At 70.3% G+C, this 17,324-nt stretch carries 12 protein-coding genes and 1 pseudogene; 9 read left to right on the top strand and 4 right to left on the bottom strand.

Annotated elements, in window-relative coordinates:
• The first annotated feature begins 113 nt into the window (after positions 1-113).
• The 4 genes from M2302_RS24035 (at position 114) to M2302_RS24020 (ending at position 4,558) form a co-directional block, all read left to right on the top strand.
• Complete coding sequence (locus M2302_RS24035) at positions 114-1,070, top strand: alpha/beta hydrolase (RefSeq protein WP_280840103.1); 957 nt, start codon at positions 114-116, stop codon at positions 1,068-1,070.
• Positions 1,071-1,147: 77 nt separating this feature from the next.
• On the top strand, positions 1,148-1,960 hold the full coding sequence (locus tag M2302_RS24030; RefSeq protein ID WP_280840102.1) for an alpha/beta hydrolase: 813 nt from the start codon (positions 1,148-1,150) through the stop codon (positions 1,958-1,960).
• A 309-nt stretch (positions 1,961-2,269) separates the two neighbouring features.
• A complete protein-coding gene (locus tag M2302_RS24025) occupies positions 2,270-2,554 on the top strand; it encodes a hypothetical protein (RefSeq protein WP_280840101.1) in 285 nt (94 codons plus the stop codon).
• A 279-nt stretch (positions 2,555-2,833) separates the two neighbouring features.
• Positions 2,834-4,558 carry an AfsR/SARP family transcriptional regulator gene (locus tag M2302_RS24020; RefSeq protein ID WP_280840100.1) on the top strand — a complete coding sequence of 575 codons (1,725 nt, stop codon included), beginning with the start codon at positions 2,834-2,836 and terminating at the stop codon, positions 4,556-4,558.
• Positions 4,559-4,831: 273 nt separating this feature from the next.
• Here M2302_RS24020 and M2302_RS24015 read toward each other — a convergent pair whose 3' ends face one another.
• Positions 4,832-5,935, bottom strand: coding sequence for an NAD-binding protein (locus M2302_RS24015; RefSeq protein ID WP_280840099.1), 1,104 nt, complete (start codon positions 5,933-5,935; stop codon positions 4,832-4,834).
• On the bottom strand, positions 5,824-6,636 hold the full coding sequence (locus tag M2302_RS24010; protein ID WP_280840098.1) for an NAD-binding protein: 813 nt from the start codon (positions 6,634-6,636) through the stop codon (positions 5,824-5,826). Before M2302_RS24010 ends, M2302_RS24015 begins: the two co-directional genes overlap by 112 nt.
• Before the next feature lie 369 nt (positions 6,637-7,005).
• Here M2302_RS24010 and M2302_RS24005 point away from each other — a divergent pair, with 369 nt between their 5' ends.
• Positions 7,006-9,471, top strand: coding sequence for an alkaline phosphatase D family protein (locus M2302_RS24005; RefSeq protein WP_280840097.1), 2,466 nt, complete (start codon positions 7,006-7,008; stop codon positions 9,469-9,471).
• 1,019 nt (positions 9,472-10,490) lie between these two features.
• Positions 10,491-10,895: a hypothetical protein gene (locus tag M2302_RS24000; RefSeq protein WP_280840096.1), complete on the top strand. Its 405-nt coding sequence runs from the start codon at positions 10,491-10,493 to the stop codon at positions 10,893-10,895.
• Between the two features lie 137 nt (positions 10,896-11,032).
• Here the strand turns inward: M2302_RS24000 and M2302_RS23995 are convergent, their stop codons facing one another.
• The gene (locus tag M2302_RS23995; RefSeq protein ID WP_280840095.1) at positions 11,033-12,232 is read right to left on the bottom strand and encodes an SMI1/KNR4 family protein; all 1,200 of its coding nucleotides are present in this window, start codon (positions 12,230-12,232) and stop codon (positions 11,033-11,035) included.
• A gap of 586 nt (positions 12,233-12,818) precedes the next feature.
• Between M2302_RS23995 and M2302_RS23990 the strand changes: the two genes are divergently transcribed.
• Positions 12,819-13,835, top strand: coding sequence for a hypothetical protein (locus M2302_RS23990; RefSeq protein ID WP_280840094.1), 1,017 nt, complete (start codon positions 12,819-12,821; stop codon positions 13,833-13,835).
• Between the two features lie 653 nt (positions 13,836-14,488).
• Positions 14,489-15,691, top strand: a complete 1,203-nt coding sequence (locus M2302_RS23985; RefSeq protein WP_280840093.1) for a S1 family peptidase — start codon at positions 14,489-14,491, stop codon at positions 15,689-15,691.
• 380 nt (positions 15,692-16,071) lie between these two features.
• Here M2302_RS23985 and M2302_RS23980 read toward each other — a convergent pair.
• A pseudogene (locus M2302_RS23980) lies at positions 16,072-16,185 on the bottom strand (cation transporter); the annotation flags it as partial.
• A 68-nt stretch (positions 16,186-16,253) separates the two neighbouring features.
• On the opposite strand from M2302_RS23980, the gene M2302_RS23975 reads away from it, so the two are divergent.
• Positions 16,254-17,216 carry an AraC family transcriptional regulator gene (locus tag M2302_RS23975; RefSeq protein WP_280840092.1) on the top strand — a complete coding sequence of 321 codons (963 nt, stop codon included), beginning with the start codon at positions 16,254-16,256 and terminating at the stop codon, positions 17,214-17,216.
• Positions 17,217-17,324: the final 108 nt, after the last annotated feature.

Below are 17,324 nucleotides of genomic sequence, written 5' to 3'. Positions count from 1 at the left end.
ACCTACTCAGGTAAGCCAGTGACCGCGCGCACTCACTCGTTCGCCACTGCTTCTGCACTCGGCCTCCTTAGCGTTCCTGAGCACAGGGACGACCCCGACTCAGGAGGCATGTTATGCCCGACGTTGTACTCGAACCGGCCGCGCAGGAGTTCGCCGAGGCCACGTCAAAGCCGCCGTTCATCTATGAGCTTTCCCCGGCCGAGGCGCGCAAGGTCCTCGACGACGTGCAGGCCGCCCCGGTCGAGGCGCCGGCGGTCGACGAGCAGTGGGTGACCGTCGCAGCCGCGGTCGGTGACGTGCGGGTGCGGGTCGTGCGGCCGCAGGGCGTTACGGGTGCGCTCCCGGTGGTGCTGTACGTGCACGGTGGCGGCTGGGTGTTGGGTAACGCCGGCACGCATGACCGGCTGGTGCGGGAAATCTCGGTGGGAGCCGGCGCGGCGGTGGTGTTCGTGGAGTACACGCCCTCCCCGGACGCGCACTACCCGGTGGCGATCGAGCAGGTCTACGCGGCGGCGCGGTGGATCGTGTCCGACGGGGCGTCGTACGGCCTGGACGCGTCGCGGCTGGCGATCGCGGGGGACTCGGTGGGCGGCAACATGACCGCCGCGACGACGATCCTGGCCAAGCAGCGCGGCGACGTCAGGTTCGTGCACCAGTCGATGTACTACCCGGTCACCGATGCCGGGCAGGACACCGACAGCTACACCGAGTTCGCGGACGGGCCGTTCCTGACGGCGAAGGGAATGGCGTGGTTCTGGGACTGCTACGCCCCGGGCCGCTCGGTGCGCTCGGAGATCACGGCGTCGCCGTTGCGGGCGTCGCTGGAGGATCTTCAGGGCCTGCCGCCGGCGTTTCTGATCGTGGACGAGGCCGACGTGCTGCGCGACGAGGGTGAGGCCTACGCGGCCAAGCTGCGCGCCGCCGGGGTGCCGGTCACGACGGTGCGCTACGACGGCATCTGCCACGACTTCATGATGCTGAACCCGCTGAAGGACACCCACGCCGCCAAGGCGGCCACCGCGCAGGCGATCGCGGTGCTGCGGCAGGCCCTCGGCACCGCGAGCTCCTGAACCAACCACCACCGGACCAACTCGAACTTCCGCACTCTCGACGCGCGGTGCGGTTCACCCACAGGTAGGAGAGGCACATGTCACTGAAGAAGAGATTCGGGGCCGTCGGCGTCGCCGCGGCGACGCTGCTGACCGCAGGGGCCGTCATGGCGGTCGGCCCGGGCGCCGCGCAGGCCACCCCCGATCGCGGCGCGAAGCCGACGGTCGTGCTGGTACACGGCTTGTTCGCCGACTCCGGTGGCTGGGACGGGGTGACCCGCGAGCTGCTGGACGACGGCTACCCGGTCGTTGCCGCCCCTAACCCGCTGCGCGGTGTTACATACGACGCCGCGCACGTCAAGGGCCTGCTGGAGTCGATCGACGGTCCGATCATCCTGGTCGGGCACTCCTACGGCGGTAGCGTCATCTCGACCGCGGCTACCGGCAACCCCAACGTCAAGGCGCTGGTCTACATCGCCGGGTTCGCTCCCGACAAGGGCGAAAGCGCCAACGAACTGGCGTTCAAGTTCGAGGGCAGCACGCTGCCGGAGACGCTGCGGCCGGTCGCGCTGCCGGACGGCAGCGTGGAGCTCTACATCGATCAGAAGCTGTTCCACAAGCAGTTCGCTGCGGACGTTCCGGCCCGCAAGGCCGCCCTCATGGCTGCGTCGCAGCGGCCGGGCGCAGCGGCGGGGCTGGACGAAGGGGCGGGTGAGCCGGCCTGGCGCACCATTCCCAGCTACCACCTCATCGCTAAGGGCGACGTGACCATCCCGCCGGCGATGCAGCGCTTCGGGGCCGAACGCGCCAACGGGGTCATCAAGAGCGTCGACGCGTCGCACGCGGTGTTCGTGTCGCAGCCGGAAATGACCGCCGAGTTCATCGAGCGGGCAGCTCGCGAGAGGGCCTGACATCCGTCGGTCCACCGCACCACGCGGGGGCTGTAGGTAGCGGGTGGCGGGAGATTCGTCCGCCACCCGCGTCGCCGTCTCGGTTCGCTGCCCGGGTCGGGGGACGCTGATCCGACCGGCTCCGGTCGGACCACACTCGAACATCACTGGAGCCGCACTCCGGCCTCTTAGCGTGGGGTCACCGAAGGGGAAGAGAACTCTTCACCGGCTCTCTGTTGCATCACCCTGGGATGAAGTCGTGGCTCAGATAGCCCTAGTTGCGCCTGGCATGGCCGCAACATCCGGGCAGCGAGAGGGAACGAGGAGCACGTGGGCGACGGACTGGCGCAAGGCACACACACCGTGACGGTGGACGGGATCGATCAGTGCTTTCATGTCGCCGGCCGCGGCCCGGTGTGTGTCGTGTATCCCGGCGGCCCCGGCGTGAACTGGGACTATCTGCGGACGCCAGAGCTCGAGGAGCACATGCAGCTGGTCTATATCGAGCCGGTCGGCACCGGTCGGTCCGGTCGGCTCGCCGATCCACGTGGCTACCGCTGTGAGACATATGTGGGCTTCCTGGACACGCCGACTCGACTTCTGTGCCGGCCGTGACGACGCCTGCGCACTACTGGCACAACGCGTAGCCTGACCGGCCGCCGATGACCGCCGACAATCTGCACAGGCCCTTCGAGCGGGACGGCACGACGGTGCGCTGGTGGATCCAACAGCGCCGCCTGCAGGATCGAGCTGGCAGCCCTCAACGCCTGAGCACACCCGCACGCAGATCTGTTTCTGCGTTACTTCTGCCTGGTTCCGGCCTGACGCCGCTGGTTGGATATGTGTAGGAGCTGGTCCGCCCCGGGGACCGGGGGCGGACAACCAAGGCGGGTCATGACTGAGTCGACATCGGCAGTACGGTTCACCATCCTGGGCCCGGCCGGAGCCCGGCGCGGTGACGCAGATCTCGAACTCGGTGGCCGTCAGCAGCGGCTGGTGCTCGCCCTGCTGCTGGCCCACGGCGGATCGGTGGTCGGCCTTTCCGATCTGGTCGACACCATCTGGAATCAGGATCCGCCGACGAGCGCCGTCAACGTCGTCCATCGCTACATCGGCACCCTTCGGAGGCTTATCGAGCCCGATCTGCCGGTGCGTGCCGTCGGTGCCTACCTCATCCGGCATGCGGCGGGATACCAACTGCGGGTCGACGAGGACTCGCTCGATCTGCTGCGCTTCCGTCGCCTGGTGGCCCAGGCCCGGCAGGCGACCGAGCCCGGCCCGGCGGTACGGCTCTACACCGAGGCGCTGGCGCTGTGGCGCGGTTCCTGCGCGGTGGGCCTGGACCCGGACTCGCGCGTCCATCCGGCCTTCGCCGCGATCGACGCCGAGTGCTCGCAGGTCGTCCGGGACGCTGCGGACACTGCCCTGCGTAGCGGTCAGGTGCGCCTGGTGATTCCGGCGCTGCGCCGGGCGGCCGGGCAGAACCCGCTCGATGAGGCGCTACAGGCCCGCCTCGTCCTCGCGCTGGCCGCCGACGGCCGGCAGGCCGAGGCCCTGGAAACCTTCCAGGAGGTCCGCCGGCGGCTCGGCGATGAGCTCGGCATCGACCCTAGCCCGGAGCTGCTCGATGCCTACGACCGCCTGCTGCACCAGCGCACCTCGGCCGAATGGTGGGGCTGCGCGCCGCCACCGCTCGGAACAGTCGCCGCCAGCCAGCTCGCCCACTCGCCCGCCGACAGCGAGGAAGCGATCGGGCCGGTGAACCCACCGCCGACCCCGGCTCAGCTGCCGCCGGACCACCCGTTCTTCAGCGGCCGGACGGACGTCCTGGCCCGTGCACAGGCGCTGCTTGAGGAGGACCGGCGGCACGGGCGGCCCACCGTGGCGCTGGCCATCGACGGGATGCCGGGCGTCGGCAAGACCACACTCGCGATCCGTCTGGGACACCGTCTCGCCGCCACGTACCCGGACGGGCAGCTCTACGCCGACCTGCGCGGCTTCGCCGCCCAGGATTGCGCGATGAGCCCCGTCGAGGCACTGCGTGGATTTCTGAGCTCGCTCGGCGTACCGCAGGAAGCCGTGCCGACCGAACTGCACGCGCTGGCCGGGCTCTACCGCAGCATCCTCGCCGGGCGGCGGGTCCTGATCGTGCTCGACAACTGCCGAGACTTCGAGCAGGTGCGACACCTGCTGCCCGGCACCCCCGGCTGCCTGGCCATCGTGACCAGCCGTAACCGGCTCACCGGCCTGATCGCCACCGGCCGCGCTCATCCGTTGCCGGTGGACCTGCCGCCGCGCGACGAGGCGCGGGAGTGCCTGGTCCGGCGGTTGGGCGCCGAGCGGATCGCCGCGGAGCCGGCCGCGGTCGATGAGATCATCGCCCGCTGTGGGCGACTGCCGCTGGCCCTCGCCCAGGTAGCCGCCCGGGCCGCGGCACTACCCGACACGCCGCTCGCAGAGATCGCCGACGAGCTGGCCGACGTCCGTAACCGCCTCGACGGCTTCGGCGAGAACGCTGTGACCGATCTACCGGCGGCCTTCTCGTCGTCGTATCGAGCGCCCAGCCCGTCGGCGGCACCCCTGTTCCGGCTACTGTCACCGCACCCGGCCCCGATCTGACCGCGGACTCGGCGGCATGGCGGGCGCGTTTCGAGACGCAACGGCGCGGACTGCGGCTCGCTGTAGCCGCTTGGTACGTCGGTCGAGGGGTTCGGTGCTCAGAGCGGGTGTCGCTGGCCGTCGACCGTGCGACGACCGGCCGGGTGCCGATGGGCGTTGGCGGGGCGCGTCGCCGGTACGGAACTGCAGTCGGTGGCCGTTGTAGGCGATCCGCCGGCCGTTGTGGCGGTGCGTGGAGACGCGGCCGTCGCTGGTGAGCGGATCAGGAAGCGGTCACGCCTGTGCGGTGGGACGTGGCGCGGGGGCCAGCAGCCGCATCGGCGCCACGTCGGCCAGCGGGGGAGCGTCAGGGGTGGGTACCGTCCGGGGAAGCAGCGCGGCGAGCCCGGCGCGCGTGGCCACCACGATCAGCCGGTCGGTGCGGACCAGCGGCCGGCGCTCCGGCAGCGACCAGATCGTCTGTCCGGCCCGGCCGGTCCGCATCGCGAGCACACGCACCGCACCGGCCCGCGTGACCTCGTGGCAGTACCGGCCTTCGAGTTCGGACCCGGCGCCCACCGGAAGGTCGGCCACCAGCAGCACCCGGCGGCCGACCGAGATGGTGTCGATGACCTCGCGACCCATCATGGCGGCCGCGAACGCCGGGGCCGCGAGGTAGGACACGCTGCGCGACTGGTTGATGCCGAAGGTACGTTGGACCCGCTCCGCGAAGCCGTCGTCGAAGAGTCGTAGCACGACCCGCAGTGGCGCCCCGGATGCCGCCGACGCCGCGTGGTGCGCCTCGTGCGCGGACCGCCCCGACAGAGCGGTCTCCAGGTTCGTGACATCGTCGGAGGTCAGCACCACCAGCGCCCGGCAGGTCTGCACCGAGGCGGCGCGCAGCGTCTCCGGACGGGTCGCGTCCCCGACGATCACGGGCAGACCCAGTCCGCGGGCGACCGCGATGCCGCGGGCTGAGTCGGTCCGGTCGACCGCGACCACCGGAATCCCGAACGAGTGCAGCTCCTCCATCACCCTGGTGCCGATGTTGCCCAGACCCACCAGGACCACATGGTCGTCGATCGGGTCGGTGAGCCCGCCGGCAGCCACCGCCAGACGGGCACGTACCAGCGAGTCCACCATCAGGGCGGTGACCGTGGGCAGCAGCGCCACCCCGGCGATCATCAGCACCACCGCGGTCACCTTCTCGGTCAGCGAGGCGGTCGGATCGGCCTCGGCGCCGCCCAGCGCGGTGAGCAGCGTCAGGTAGCCGGCCTCGGCGGGATTCAGGCCACGGGTGTACGCGAGCAACGCAGTTGCGACGGTGAACAATCCGACCGTCCCGGCCAGTGCCAGCCGCAGGTTGCGGCTGAACACCAGCGCGACGGCCCGCAGCACGCGCGGCCGCCGCCGCCGCGGCGGGCCGGCCGCCGCCGGCCGTAGGCCCGGACGAGGACCAGGTCGGCAGCCGCCTGGTCCGCCGGGAGGACGACCGGCTCCGGACCGTTCGTGTCGGCCAGGCCGCAGACGACATCGGCGCTGGTCGGATCGAGAGCTGCCCGCATCGCGGTACGCACCAGTTCGTCGTCGGGCAGCCGCAGGTACGTCGGCGCGTCATCGCCGAGCGCGGCGGCGACGAACGCCGGCGCGGCGATCTCCGACCCGGACAGCACCGCGCAGTCCCCGAGCATCGCGGCCACGCCCTCGCCGAGCACCGGGTTGAACAGCCGAACCACGAGCCGTACCTCCGGGGCCAGCTCCCGGACGACCATGGCGGCGTCCACGTTGGTGACGTCGTCGCCGCTGACGAGCGCCACGGCGGCGGCGTCCCGGACGCCGGCCCGGTCGAGCACCTCACCGGTCAGCCGACGCGCCACGATGATCTCCGGGCGGAGTCCCGCCGCTCCGGTCTCCGGTCCGAATTCGGCGATGTCCGGCGCGTGATTGTCGGTCAACGAGGAAAGAACCACCGTGACGGCGACACCGTAGCGGTCCACCAGCTCGGTGACCAGACGGCGGGCCAGCGCACCGTCCCCGCAGACCACGAACCGCTGGCTTGTCGGGTCCGCCTCGGTTCCTTGCCTGGTGTCATCGGACACGTCCGCATGGTAACCACGAACCGCTCGTCCGTCCGGCCGCCGCCGGCGTCCCCGACGGTGAGCGACCGGACGCGATTGACGGCGCTGTCCGGGTAGTGCGGCTGCGTCACGCCGGAACTCGTCCGTGAGACATCGGCGTGCAGGCTTGTCCGGGGCCCTCAACCTGCGCCTCGTCTGCTTGCGCCTGCTACCTGAGCGGAATTCTCACTCGCCGGACCGCTGTCCTTCACATGATCTTCAGGAGTCGGGCGGTCGGACTGTCGACGCTGTCGGGACTACTTCGTCTCGATCAAAGCAGGTGTGGCAGTGGCGGACGCATCCTCCATCAGCCGGCGACGGTTTCTGGCCCTCGCGGGTGGTACCGCCGGCATGGTTGCCGTGAGCCAACTGGTCGCGGAGCTTCCTGCGGCGTACGCGGACGAACTGGACCCGGCGCCGTTCACCCTCGGGGTCGCGTCCGGTGAGCCGGACCACGAGAGCGTCGTGCTGTGGACGCGGCTGGCGCCGGATCCACTGAACGCGGTCGACGGCGGGATGCCGGCGTATCCCGTTCAGGTCGCCTGGGAGGTGGCCCGCGACCCGCAGTTCCGTCACGTGGTCCAGTCGGGTGAGGTGACGGCGGCCCCGGGGTCGGCGCACACCGTGCACGTGGTCGTGGGCGACCTGGCCCCCGACCGCTGGTACTGGTACCGCTTCCGCGCCAACGAGGTGTACAGCCGCACCGGGCGTACCCGGACCATGCCGCCGCCCGGCGCCAAGGCCGACCACATGCGGTTCGCCTTCGTCTCCTGCCAGTCCTGGGTCGGCGGTCCCTACCCGGCCTACCGGGACCTGGCCGCACAGGACCTCGACTTCGTCGTCCACCTCGGCGACTACATCTATGAGACCACCAACGGCAGCCTCACCGAGTTCCGCCGGCTGCACGCGCTCTACAAGACCTCCCCGGACCTGCGCGCCGCCCACGCCCGGTTCCCGTTCGTCCTGATCTGGGACGACCACGAGGTGCAGAACAACTACGCAGGCTCCATTCCGCCCGGCCCAGCCGACGGCCGGCCCTTCCTCGAGCGACGCGCCAACGGCTACCAGGCCTACTACGAGCACCTGCCGCTGCGCCCCGAGCAGCGCCCCACCGGGCCTGACATGCTCATGTACCGCCGGGTCACCTTCGGCCGGCTGGCCCAGTTCAGCGTGCTCGACACCCGGCAGTACCGCAGCGACCAGGCGCTGGGGGACGGGCGTAAGGAACCGACCGGCGAGGTCTTCGATCCGACCCGCACCATGACCGGCCCAGAGCAGGAGCGTTGGCTGCTCGACGGGCTGAGCCGGTCGCAGGCACGCTGGAACGTCATCGCCCAGCAGACCATCATGGCCGCCTTCGACTACGACCTCGGGCCCGGGCAGATCGTCAACCTGGACCAGTGGGACGGGTATCCGCCGGCGCGGTCCCGCATCCTCGACTTCATCGCCACGCAGCAGGTCTCGAATCCCATCGTCCTCAGCGGGGACTGGCACACCCACTGGGTCAACGACCTGAAGACCGACTTCACCGACCCGGGCTCGAAGACGGTCGCCACCGAGTTCGTCGGCACGTCGATCTCCTCCGGCGCCGGGTGGGACGCCGACGTCCGGGCCGGCCTCGCGGCCAACCCGCACGTCAAGTTCTACAACGGCAGCTATCGCGGTTACGTGATCTGCGACGTCACCGAGCAGCGCTGGCGGACCGACCTGCGCATCGTGTTGAACGCCCGAGACGCCGCCTCGCCGGCCTACACCATCGCCGCGTTCGAGGTGCGCGACGGCGCACCGGGAGCGCACCGGATTGACGCCGGCGACGGCATCATCGCCCGGGTCACCGACGCGGCCACGGGCGCGGCCCTGCCCAACGTGCAGGTGACGGTCACCGCTACCGACGGCATCCAGTCGGTGGCGAGCACCACGGACCCGTCGGGCGAGGTGCTCGCCTTCGCCCCGCCCGGCAGGTACACCGTCGCCGTGAACGGGGTCGGCTACCAGCCGGTCAGCCATCCCGTGACTGTCGTCGAAGGCGCGCCGACAAAGCTCGACCTGCCGCTGCACCGGGCCGCGACCAGGGCCGGCACCGGTCGGACGATCCCCGGACCCCAGTCCCAGGCCGGCACGGCCGACCTGGTGCTCGGCAACGACCTGATGGCGCTGGCCGTCTCGGCCGGCACCGACGACCCGCAACTGTCCGGAGTCACCGTCGGCAAGCCACTGGACCTGGCTGCGGTCGGACACCTCGACCAGCTCGACTGGATCAACCTGCCGTACGCCTCGGCGACGCAGCCCCGCGGCGGCAACGCCTGGCAGCAGCGCAGCGTCCGGTCCACCGCCGTGGAGGTGCTCTCCGCCAGCGGGTCGGCGGCGACCGTACGAGCCACGGGCGCCAGCACCGCCGTGCCCGACCTGCGGGTCGTCACGACCTACACCATCCGACCGAACGAACCATGGGTGACGGCGGAGAGCGTCTTCACCAACCTCGGCACGGCGCCGCGCACCTTCTGGACCGGCGACGCGCTCGACCACGACGGCGCCGGCCAACGCAGCGGCGTCCCGGGGCACGGCACCATCACCAGTGGCACCCCGGCCGACTACCCGCCCACCGCGCCCTGGATCGGGATGACCGGCTCGGACCGGCAGACCTACGGACTGCTCTACGAGGACACAAGCTTCGTCGCGTACGCCGCCTACAACTGGGTGATGAGCCAGCGGCCGGTGACCCTCGCACCGGGCGAGACATTCACGCTGCGGCGCCGGATCGCGGCCGTCGACTGCGGCGACGGCGCTGACCCGTTCACGGTGCTCGACCGACTCTGACGGTGCGACGTGGGCGGGCAGCGGAGAACTGCCCGCCCGTGCTCGTCGGCGCGCCATTGAGTGACTCCACCACCTGCCCGTAGTCGGTGAGGCCTACCTGCGAGACCGCTTGCGTCCAGACCGAGCCCGCGATCGCAGACCGTCTCGAACAGTGGCCCGAAAGGGCCGGCCCGCGAAATCGGAGCGCACGCGCAAAGCCAATGTCGCGGCGGTCGTCGCAACCTCGCGCGGACATCTGCCCGTCGTGCGGGGCCGCGGTGTCGAGCCTGAGGCTGTGCTGCTGGTCGTAACGGCGCGTTGCGGCGACCAGGTCCGCCATGGCCGCCGGCTACCTGGTCCGTGATCGCCGCCGACTCGATCACGTGCTCGCAGTTTGTCCAGGATCAGCAGCGCCTCGCGCTCGCGGATCGCGGCGATGAGCCGGTCCGTCGGCTCCGCGCCCGGTGCCTCGCCGAGGAGGGCATCCCGCAGGCCGAGCCCGGCGAGCGTCGACTGCGCCACGTCACCGTCGGCGCCGATGGGTGCGAGTTCCACCAGCCAGGCCCGTCCGGCAGGTCGCCGAGCAGAATGCGCGCCGTTTCCGTGGCCAGCCTGGTCTTCCCCGAGCCGCCCGGCCCGATCAGGGTGGTGAGCCGATATTCGGCGAGTTCGCGGACCGCGGCGACATCAGTGTCCCTGCCGACGAAGCTGGTCAGCTCGGGCCGCAGTTTGGTCCGCTCCTCCTTCCGCCCTCCTACATCGCCTCGCAGCAGCGTCTTGTCAGGGCGGTGGCAGGACTCTGTCAGGTCTGGCGCCGATGGTGGATGCATGACAGAAGACAGGGCTTCCTCAGCTCAGCTCACGCCTCCGCCCGGAGGGCCACCGGAAATCGACGGCCGCCGCACTTTCGCGCATCGGTCGGGCACCGGCGGACCGGCCGTGGTGCTGGACGCCAGCGCGGTCGCCTACCCCGGGCACCAGTAGGACCCGAATTCCCCATCCGTCCGTTCGTGTGAAATCAGATTCAAGACAGCGCTTCCATGTCCATCACCCTTTCCGACCAGGACAAGAACACGCTGCGGATCGCCGCGTACGGCACCGTCACGCTGCTGTCCGCCGCCGGCGCCGTCGGCGGCTCACCCCACAAGATCGCCACCAACGGCAGCATCGCGCTGGGCTCGGCCACCGGCCTGGTCGGGCACGTGCTCGCCGAGTATCCCAAGAGCAAGGAACTGAACGGCAAGTCCGTGGCCGAGATCGCCGACCGCGTGCTGCCAGCCTTGACGGCGGCGATGAGCCTGCTGAAGGAGCAGGCTCCGGAAGAGGCCGAGAACTTCCGCAGCACCGTCATCACCGCGATCGAATCCGCCACCCACCACGGCCAGCCCAGCCCAATCGTGGCCGACATGATCCGCAAGATCACCAAGGCCCTCGACGCCGCCTGACGGGACGCCAACCCACGCCGCTGTGCCACAGGGTCCTTTCCGGATCCTGTGGCACGCCGTCGTGGTTGATCGACCAGTCCCGGCGGACCGGAGACGGTAGCCATGGCCCCGGCGGCACGGCTCGGGCTTACCGTTGATCACCTTTCGGGGTCGAGTTGGTGTTCGAGGATGGTCTGGGTGATCGGGGGGCGGTCCCAGAGGGCGAGGAGTTTGTTGGCGATGGCCACGATCGGGAGTGGGTGTCGGTTGCCGTGCGCCTCGATGGCCGCCGCAGACAGGCTGCGCGGGACGGCGCCGGCATCGAGGAGGACGTGCCACTCCTCCGGCCCGAGTTCCAAATACTCCAGTCCGTTCAGCTTGGCGATCTCCAAGGGGTCGGCGAGCGTGCCGGGGTAGGCGGTGAGCGTCCGCAGGCGGGGCAGCCCGGTGATGGGGCTGAGGCTGAGCGGCTCACCGTCCCAGACGCCGATGCTCAGGACCTGCAGCCTGGGATGGGCGGCGGCCTGGACGCTTGTCAGGCTTCGGATGTTGACCCTGGCCACGGCCAACGGCTGGTCCTCGCGGTGGCTGGCGTGCCAGTTGCTGCGTCGATGCATTACCAGGTCGGTGAGGGAGTCGGCGAGCAGGCTGGCGCCGATGTTCCGCTCGTGGTCGAGCATGATGATCTGCCCCACGTGTCCGTGCGGGCCCGGTGTCAGGTCGACTGCGATCCGGTCGCCGCCGCCGTTGTCGCCGAAGGCGATCCAGCCGGGCGAGCCGACCACCTGCTGCACCGCGGCGTCGGGCGGGGTGACGACGGCCTCTGTTGCCGCGAACCGCCACGGGCACGGACGGGATGGCGCATCGGCGATGCACAGCTCGTCGAGCGGGAAGAGTTCGCAGCCGACCGCACGCGCGACGCGCTCCGCTGCCGCGTAGTCGTCACCCCAGTCCTGCCACCGCCCCCGCGTCACCCGGTAGAGCGCCTTGAGCTCGTCGGGCAGCGCCACGCCGAGGCGCGCTTCCGCAGCAACGATCTCCGCCTCGGTAGCGCCGGTGGCGCCGGGGATCCGGTCGCGGAGCGTCTGCTCCAGCAACGCGGGATGCACTGACGGGGCCGGCACCGCCCCGGGCACCAGATTGGGAGAGCGGCGCCAGGGCTCTGGGACGGCGCCCTCGACCAGGAGGAGCGAACCCGGGTACGGCCCGATGCCGGCCTCTACGGCCGGCCCGAAAGTGAGCAGGTAGAGCACAGTTCGCCCGGTCGCCGACATCTCCACCACGAACGAGATGCTGTCGAGACCGATGTCGGCCAGCGCGCTCTGCCCCCGCTCCACCGCGTCGACCTCGTCCTGCATGTCCTCGACCTGGAAGGCTCGACCGGGCGGCGGGAGCCGCGGCGGCAGCGGCAGACTCCACGCACCGTGACCGATCTGTCCCGCCAGGTAGCCGCCGGGTACGGCGAGGCCCTCCGCGTTCCCCGCCCGCAAGAGCCTCAGCAGCGGCTCCCAGGTAGCGAAATCATGGATTGAGGGCAACGATGGCCTCCAGCCGCTCAGGGGTCGTGGTGAAGGTGAGTATCACGGCACCACCACCCTATGGGCGGCCCTTTGGGAGCCACGCGCACCGGCCCTGCACCGCCTGCTGGTCGCGGCGCCCGCGACGCCCGCATCATCGTGGTGCTGCTGTTCCCCCGGAGCTGTGGTTGTGCGGCGGCTTGCTCCGGTAAGTCGCAGGTGACGATCGCGACTCTGTTGAGCAAGGTCGGTAGGGGTCTCGTGCGCTTCGGCCAGCTTGGGTCCGACCGTTGATGAGATAAGCACCGACCGCCACATCGCGTACTTCGATGACGGGCTGAGTCGATCGAGTGACCAGGATGGGCCGCCAATCGGCGTCGCTACCGTCGCGCCCCGCTGCATGGATCCTTCTGCCAGGATGGCGGCCATGTTCGACGGGGAGTTGGCGATCCAAGGGTACGAGCTGCCGGACGGCGCGCGGCTGGTCGACGGCACTGTGCTGCTTGAGCGGCCCGGGTTCTGGCCGGTGTACCTGGCCTACATGGGCGGGACGGTATATGACACGTCGGCGGCGTTCGACGTGCCCGAGTCCGCACGTTCCGACATGGAGCGGACGCTGCTGGACCGGACACAGTGGCCGGTGTTGTCGGTGCGGCTGACACCGGCGCACGGGAAGTGGTGGCGGTGGTTACGCATCGTCAATCGCAACATGCCCGACGACGGCGGGCTCGACGTGCTGGTCACTTCGGATCTCGGCGAGTCGGCTGTCCGGATCGCCGGGCTGGGCGAGTTCTACGGGCCGGGGTTGTGCTGGGAAGAACTGTGGGCGCTGGCGGACATGCCCGATCCCGTGCTGACCCGCGAGCAGCGCCTGTTGCTGGCGTTGCCGTTCACGGGCGATGCAGTGGTGCCGACTGATGCCCGTACGGTCGTTGCGGCGGCATTGCGGTCCGTAGGTGCGACGGGCAACGTCGACACGCTCGTCAGTGATCTCGTGGATCCGGCGGAGGGGTGGGGCGCTGGGATGTGGGTGCTCCGGCACGGAGTACGGATGTGTCTGGCCCGGCACGCGCTGCGGCACCTGCAGGACACCTCGCTGAACCAGTTGCGGGAGGTCGACCTGGCGTTCGGGGCCAGGTTCGCTCGAAGTCGGTCGGGTAGCCGGGAGTACCGGCCGCGAGCGGCGGGCCGAACGGTGCCGCGATGGCGGTTCGAGGTGGTCGAGGCCCGGGCGGACGGTGTGGGTCTGCGGCTACTGGGCCGCCTCGACGGTGAGATCCGAGACGGGGAACCGGCGCGGCTGGTGGACGGTGTCGCCGAGGTACCGATCGCCGCGGTTCGGGTCGGGGAGGATCCGGCGACCCGGAATCTGTTCCTGATGATCGACGGTGAAGTGTCCCCGCCGGCGCCAGGCGCGCAGCTGCTTCCTGCGGATTCCCCTTGAGAGACGGGTCCATCGGCCCACCGCTACAAGATCGGCAGGACACGCTCTAGCAGCCGCACGGGCACATCGTTTCGGTGCACTCCGGGTTGCACTCGCAGGACAGCACGAACTCAAGCATCAGGACCCCTCGTTCCGTCGTCGGCGGGCGTGGCGGAATGTCGGGCATTTGACCTGGTGCCGGGGTCGATCGAGGCGGCGTTGCAAGAGTTGGAGCGTCGGGTCTGCGAAAAGACGATGAATATCTGGGGCCCGATTCGAAGAGGCAAGGAATTGTGCGTCGTTCGACGCTTACTCGAGGGGTTTCAGCCTTGCGGAGTCACGCTCGCATGGCGGGTGGCGGTTCTGTCAGATGAACGTCTCTTCCCTGGTCAGCCTGTGATGACCGACGACCAGGTGGCTCACCTGGCCGGGTGCGAGATGATTTTCTGAAAGGAGCGCGGATTTGCATTTGGCGAGTCTGCGGAACCGACAATGCTCGCACGCCGGTCCGTTCGGGTAAATGGCTGAGTCTGCTTGGTGGCAGGAGCCTTGTGAATGGGATTCATCGCTCCAGAATTTGAATCCGACCGGGGAATTGCTGCCCCGGCGGCTCTCACTTCAGGAGGTAAATCCCCATGAGTCGAATGAGATCGGGCGGACGCGGGGGCACGGTCATGCGTCGTACCATCTTCGCGTTGGCCGCCGCGATCGTCGCCACCGGCGCGATCGGAACCCCGGCAGTGGCCGACGGCAAGCCGGTCACCCCGTCGGCCCAGCCGGCCGAGGCCGTGCCGGGCGGGTTCTCCAGCTGGCGTGAGCTGTTCTCGGTGCAGGAGCGGCTCAACTCGGCCGCCGACGAGATCATGGCCGCCCGCGGCGACGGCTTCGCCGGCGTGGTCGCCGCGCCGGAAGACCGCAAGCTCACCGTCTACTGGAAGGGGCAGGTGCCCGGATCCGTCCGTGACCTGGCCAAGCGGCTCGCCGTACCGGTCAAGTTCAAGCCGGCCCGGTTCCACCAGCGGGAGATGGTCGCCGAGGCGCAGCGGCTCGCCACTGACCCGCGTGCGGTCTCGGTGGCCGCCAAGGTCGACGGCAGCGGGCTCGCGGTGACCGTCACCGGCAGGGCGCCGGCGGCGGGTAAGCAGGACGTCCTGCGTACCGCGCGGCTGCCGCTCAGCCTGAGCACCGCATCGCGCCCGACACTGCTGAATCGCCAGAACGACTTCGCCCCGTACTGGGGTGGTGGGCGGTACTACGCCAGTGGTGGATGCAGCACCGGCTTCGGGGTGTACTGGAACGACGCCCGCCAGATCCTCAGCGCCGGGCACTGCGGGTCGAACGGTCAGGTCGCGTACGACGGTGGTGGCCCCACCAACACCATGGGGCCGATCATCAACGACAACAACCCGCGGGACACCCTGATGATCAGGGTCGCGGCCGGCGGCCGGATCTACACCGGACCGTACAACGCTGCCAGCAGCATCGGGGTCGGCGGGGCGGTATCGGACTACGTCGGCAACTACGTCTGCACCGGCGGCGCCTCGAGCGGTGAGCACTGCAGCATCCGGGTCAGCGTCGTCAACCAGTTCGTCAACGTCGGCTACGTGATCGGGCCCGTGGCGCAGGCCAACCACGTCACCGCCGGGGCCTGCGCCGCCGCCCCGGGCGACAGCGGCGGGCCGGTGTACTCGTACCGCTCCGATGGGCGGGTCGACGCTCGCGGCACCATCTCCGCAGGGGCGACCGGCACGGCGGTCTGCCCCGGCGTCGTCGCCAACGGCTCCAGCACCGTCTGGTACGCCCCGCTGCTGCGGCCGGTGGGTGACGCGCAGATCGGGTCGCTCACCTACCACGGCGCCTCGCTCATCCAGGGCTGACGCGTATCCGGCGCCCAGCTGCAACGGGTCGGCGCCAAGCAGTGATCGAAGTAGCGTGGGCCGGTCCGTACGGGCCGGCCCACACCGCTGACGGCTGCCCCGCACTGGAGCGACGACCACGCCGCGCACGGGCTGGACCCGATCCCCGACACCCCGCGGGCCCGCTGGGTGACCGGCCCGGCGGACCTGGCGGTGTCCCGGGTGCTGCCCGGTGGGTGAGGGCCTGGTTCAGTCCGGCTCGAGTGGTTCCCCCCGTGATCACTCGAGCCAGACTTTCTGCGCATTTTTCCTCTGGTTCCTGCCGGTACCTGCCGCCGTGGCGTCGGTCGGGGCGGCTTTGTGGTATCGACGACCTCCCGTCCGAATGGCCAGAACCGCGGCGCGTCGGCGACGGCGACGGCGGTGGCCTGGGCGGCGATGCCACCGACCGCGTTGCTGTAGGCCAGGCCGGCCTCGCCGCTGCCGGCGGCGACGACGACGACGCTCATGACGACGAGCCAGCGGTCGTGCCGGAGGTGGTCCTCCCGGATGCAGCGGATTATCGTGGGGCCGGACAGTGGGGGTGGACGTGACGACGGGTTCGGCGACGGCCCGGCGGCCGGTGAGCTTCAGCACCGTGGGCCTCCCGGAGGCCCAGAGGATCGGGCTGTGGGAGGACCACAACGCGCAGGCATTGATCGGCCTACGGTGTCACACGCTGGGCGAGGCGCCGTTTGACGGGACCGAGCTCAACCTTCAGCTCGAGCAGATGCACCTGGCCCGCGTCCGCGGCAACGCGCACGTCGTTGAACGGCCGGCCGAAGTGATCCGCAAGCATCCGGCGGACGCGGTCGCGATCTACCTGACGCTCGTCGGGGAGGCGTTTTTCTACCACAACGACGGCGTGCTCACCCTGCGACCGGGACAGGCCCTGATCTGCGATGCCGATCGCCCGTTCATGCGCGGCTTCTCGCGTGGCCTGGAGGAACTCGCGATCAAGGTGCCGCGGCCGCTGTTCCGGGAGCTGACCGGCCTCGGCTCGCTCAGCACCCCGCTGGTGCGCGACTTCGCCGGGGGGGATGTGCCCGCCCGGACATTCGCGAGGCTCATCGACCGCGCCCTGCGTCCCGAAGGAGGCGAGCCCGTCGACGAACGAATCGCGCTCGACCTGCTCGCGAGCATGGCGGGCAGCCGTCCGGTTCACCTCGGCACGGTGCATCTGGCCAACGCGCGTACCTTCATCGAGGATCACCTGACCGACGCCGGCCTTACTGCTGCCCGGGTCGCGGCCGGGATCGGTATCAGCGCGCGCCACCTGTCCCGGGCCTTCGCCGCCACCGGCACCACCGTGCCGCAGTTCGTGCTGGCGCGTCGGCTGGAACATGCTCGTGCGCTGCTTGCGTCCTCGCCGCAGCTTCCGGTCGGTGAGGTCGCGGCGCGCTGCGGCTTCGGGTCGGCCACCCACTTCTCGCAGGCGTTCCGGGCGCGTTTCGGCATGCGCGCCACGGACCTGCGTCGGCAGGCCCGGGCGGGCCGGCTCGGTTAGTTCTCGAATTCCGCCACAGCTTCGTCTTTCCGCCGTGTTACGGCCTCATCCCTTGCTGCGGCTGCGGAGCACCGCCGCACACTGGTCGAGCGAGTGGCCAGGACCACA

It is taken from the genome of Micromonospora sp. A200, from assembly GCF_029893845.1.
Classification (GTDB): Bacteria; Actinomycetota; Actinomycetes; order Mycobacteriales; family Micromonosporaceae; genus Micromonospora; species Micromonospora purpureochromogenes.
Note: the sequence above shows the minus strand (reverse complement) of the source record. Positions and strands in the feature narration are given on the sequence as shown.

Coding starts and splice junctions, on each gene's coding strand:
- M2302_RS24035 (WP_280840103.1), top strand. CDS start 114: ATGCCCGACGTTGTACTCGAACCGGCCGCGCAGGAGTTCGCCGAGGCC.
- M2302_RS24030 (WP_280840102.1), top strand. CDS start 1,148: ATGTCACTGAAGAAGAGATTCGGGGCCGTCGGCGTCGCCGCGGCGACG.
- M2302_RS24020 (WP_280840100.1), top strand. CDS start 2,834: ATGACTGAGTCGACATCGGCAGTACGGTTCACCATCCTGGGCCCGGCC.
- M2302_RS24005 (WP_280840097.1), top strand. CDS start 7,006: ATGGTTGCCGTGAGCCAACTGGTCGCGGAGCTTCCTGCGGCGTACGCG.
- M2302_RS24000 (WP_280840096.1), top strand. CDS start 10,491: ATGTCCATCACCCTTTCCGACCAGGACAAGAACACGCTGCGGATCGCC.
- M2302_RS23995 (WP_280840095.1), bottom strand. CDS start 12,232: ATGCAGGACGAGGTCGACGCGGTGGAGCGGGGGCAGAGCGCGCTGGCC.
- M2302_RS23990 (WP_280840094.1), top strand. CDS start 12,819: ATGTTCGACGGGGAGTTGGCGATCCAAGGGTACGAGCTGCCGGACGGC.
- M2302_RS23985 (WP_280840093.1), top strand. CDS start 14,489: ATGCGTCGTACCATCTTCGCGTTGGCCGCCGCGATCGTCGCCACCGGC.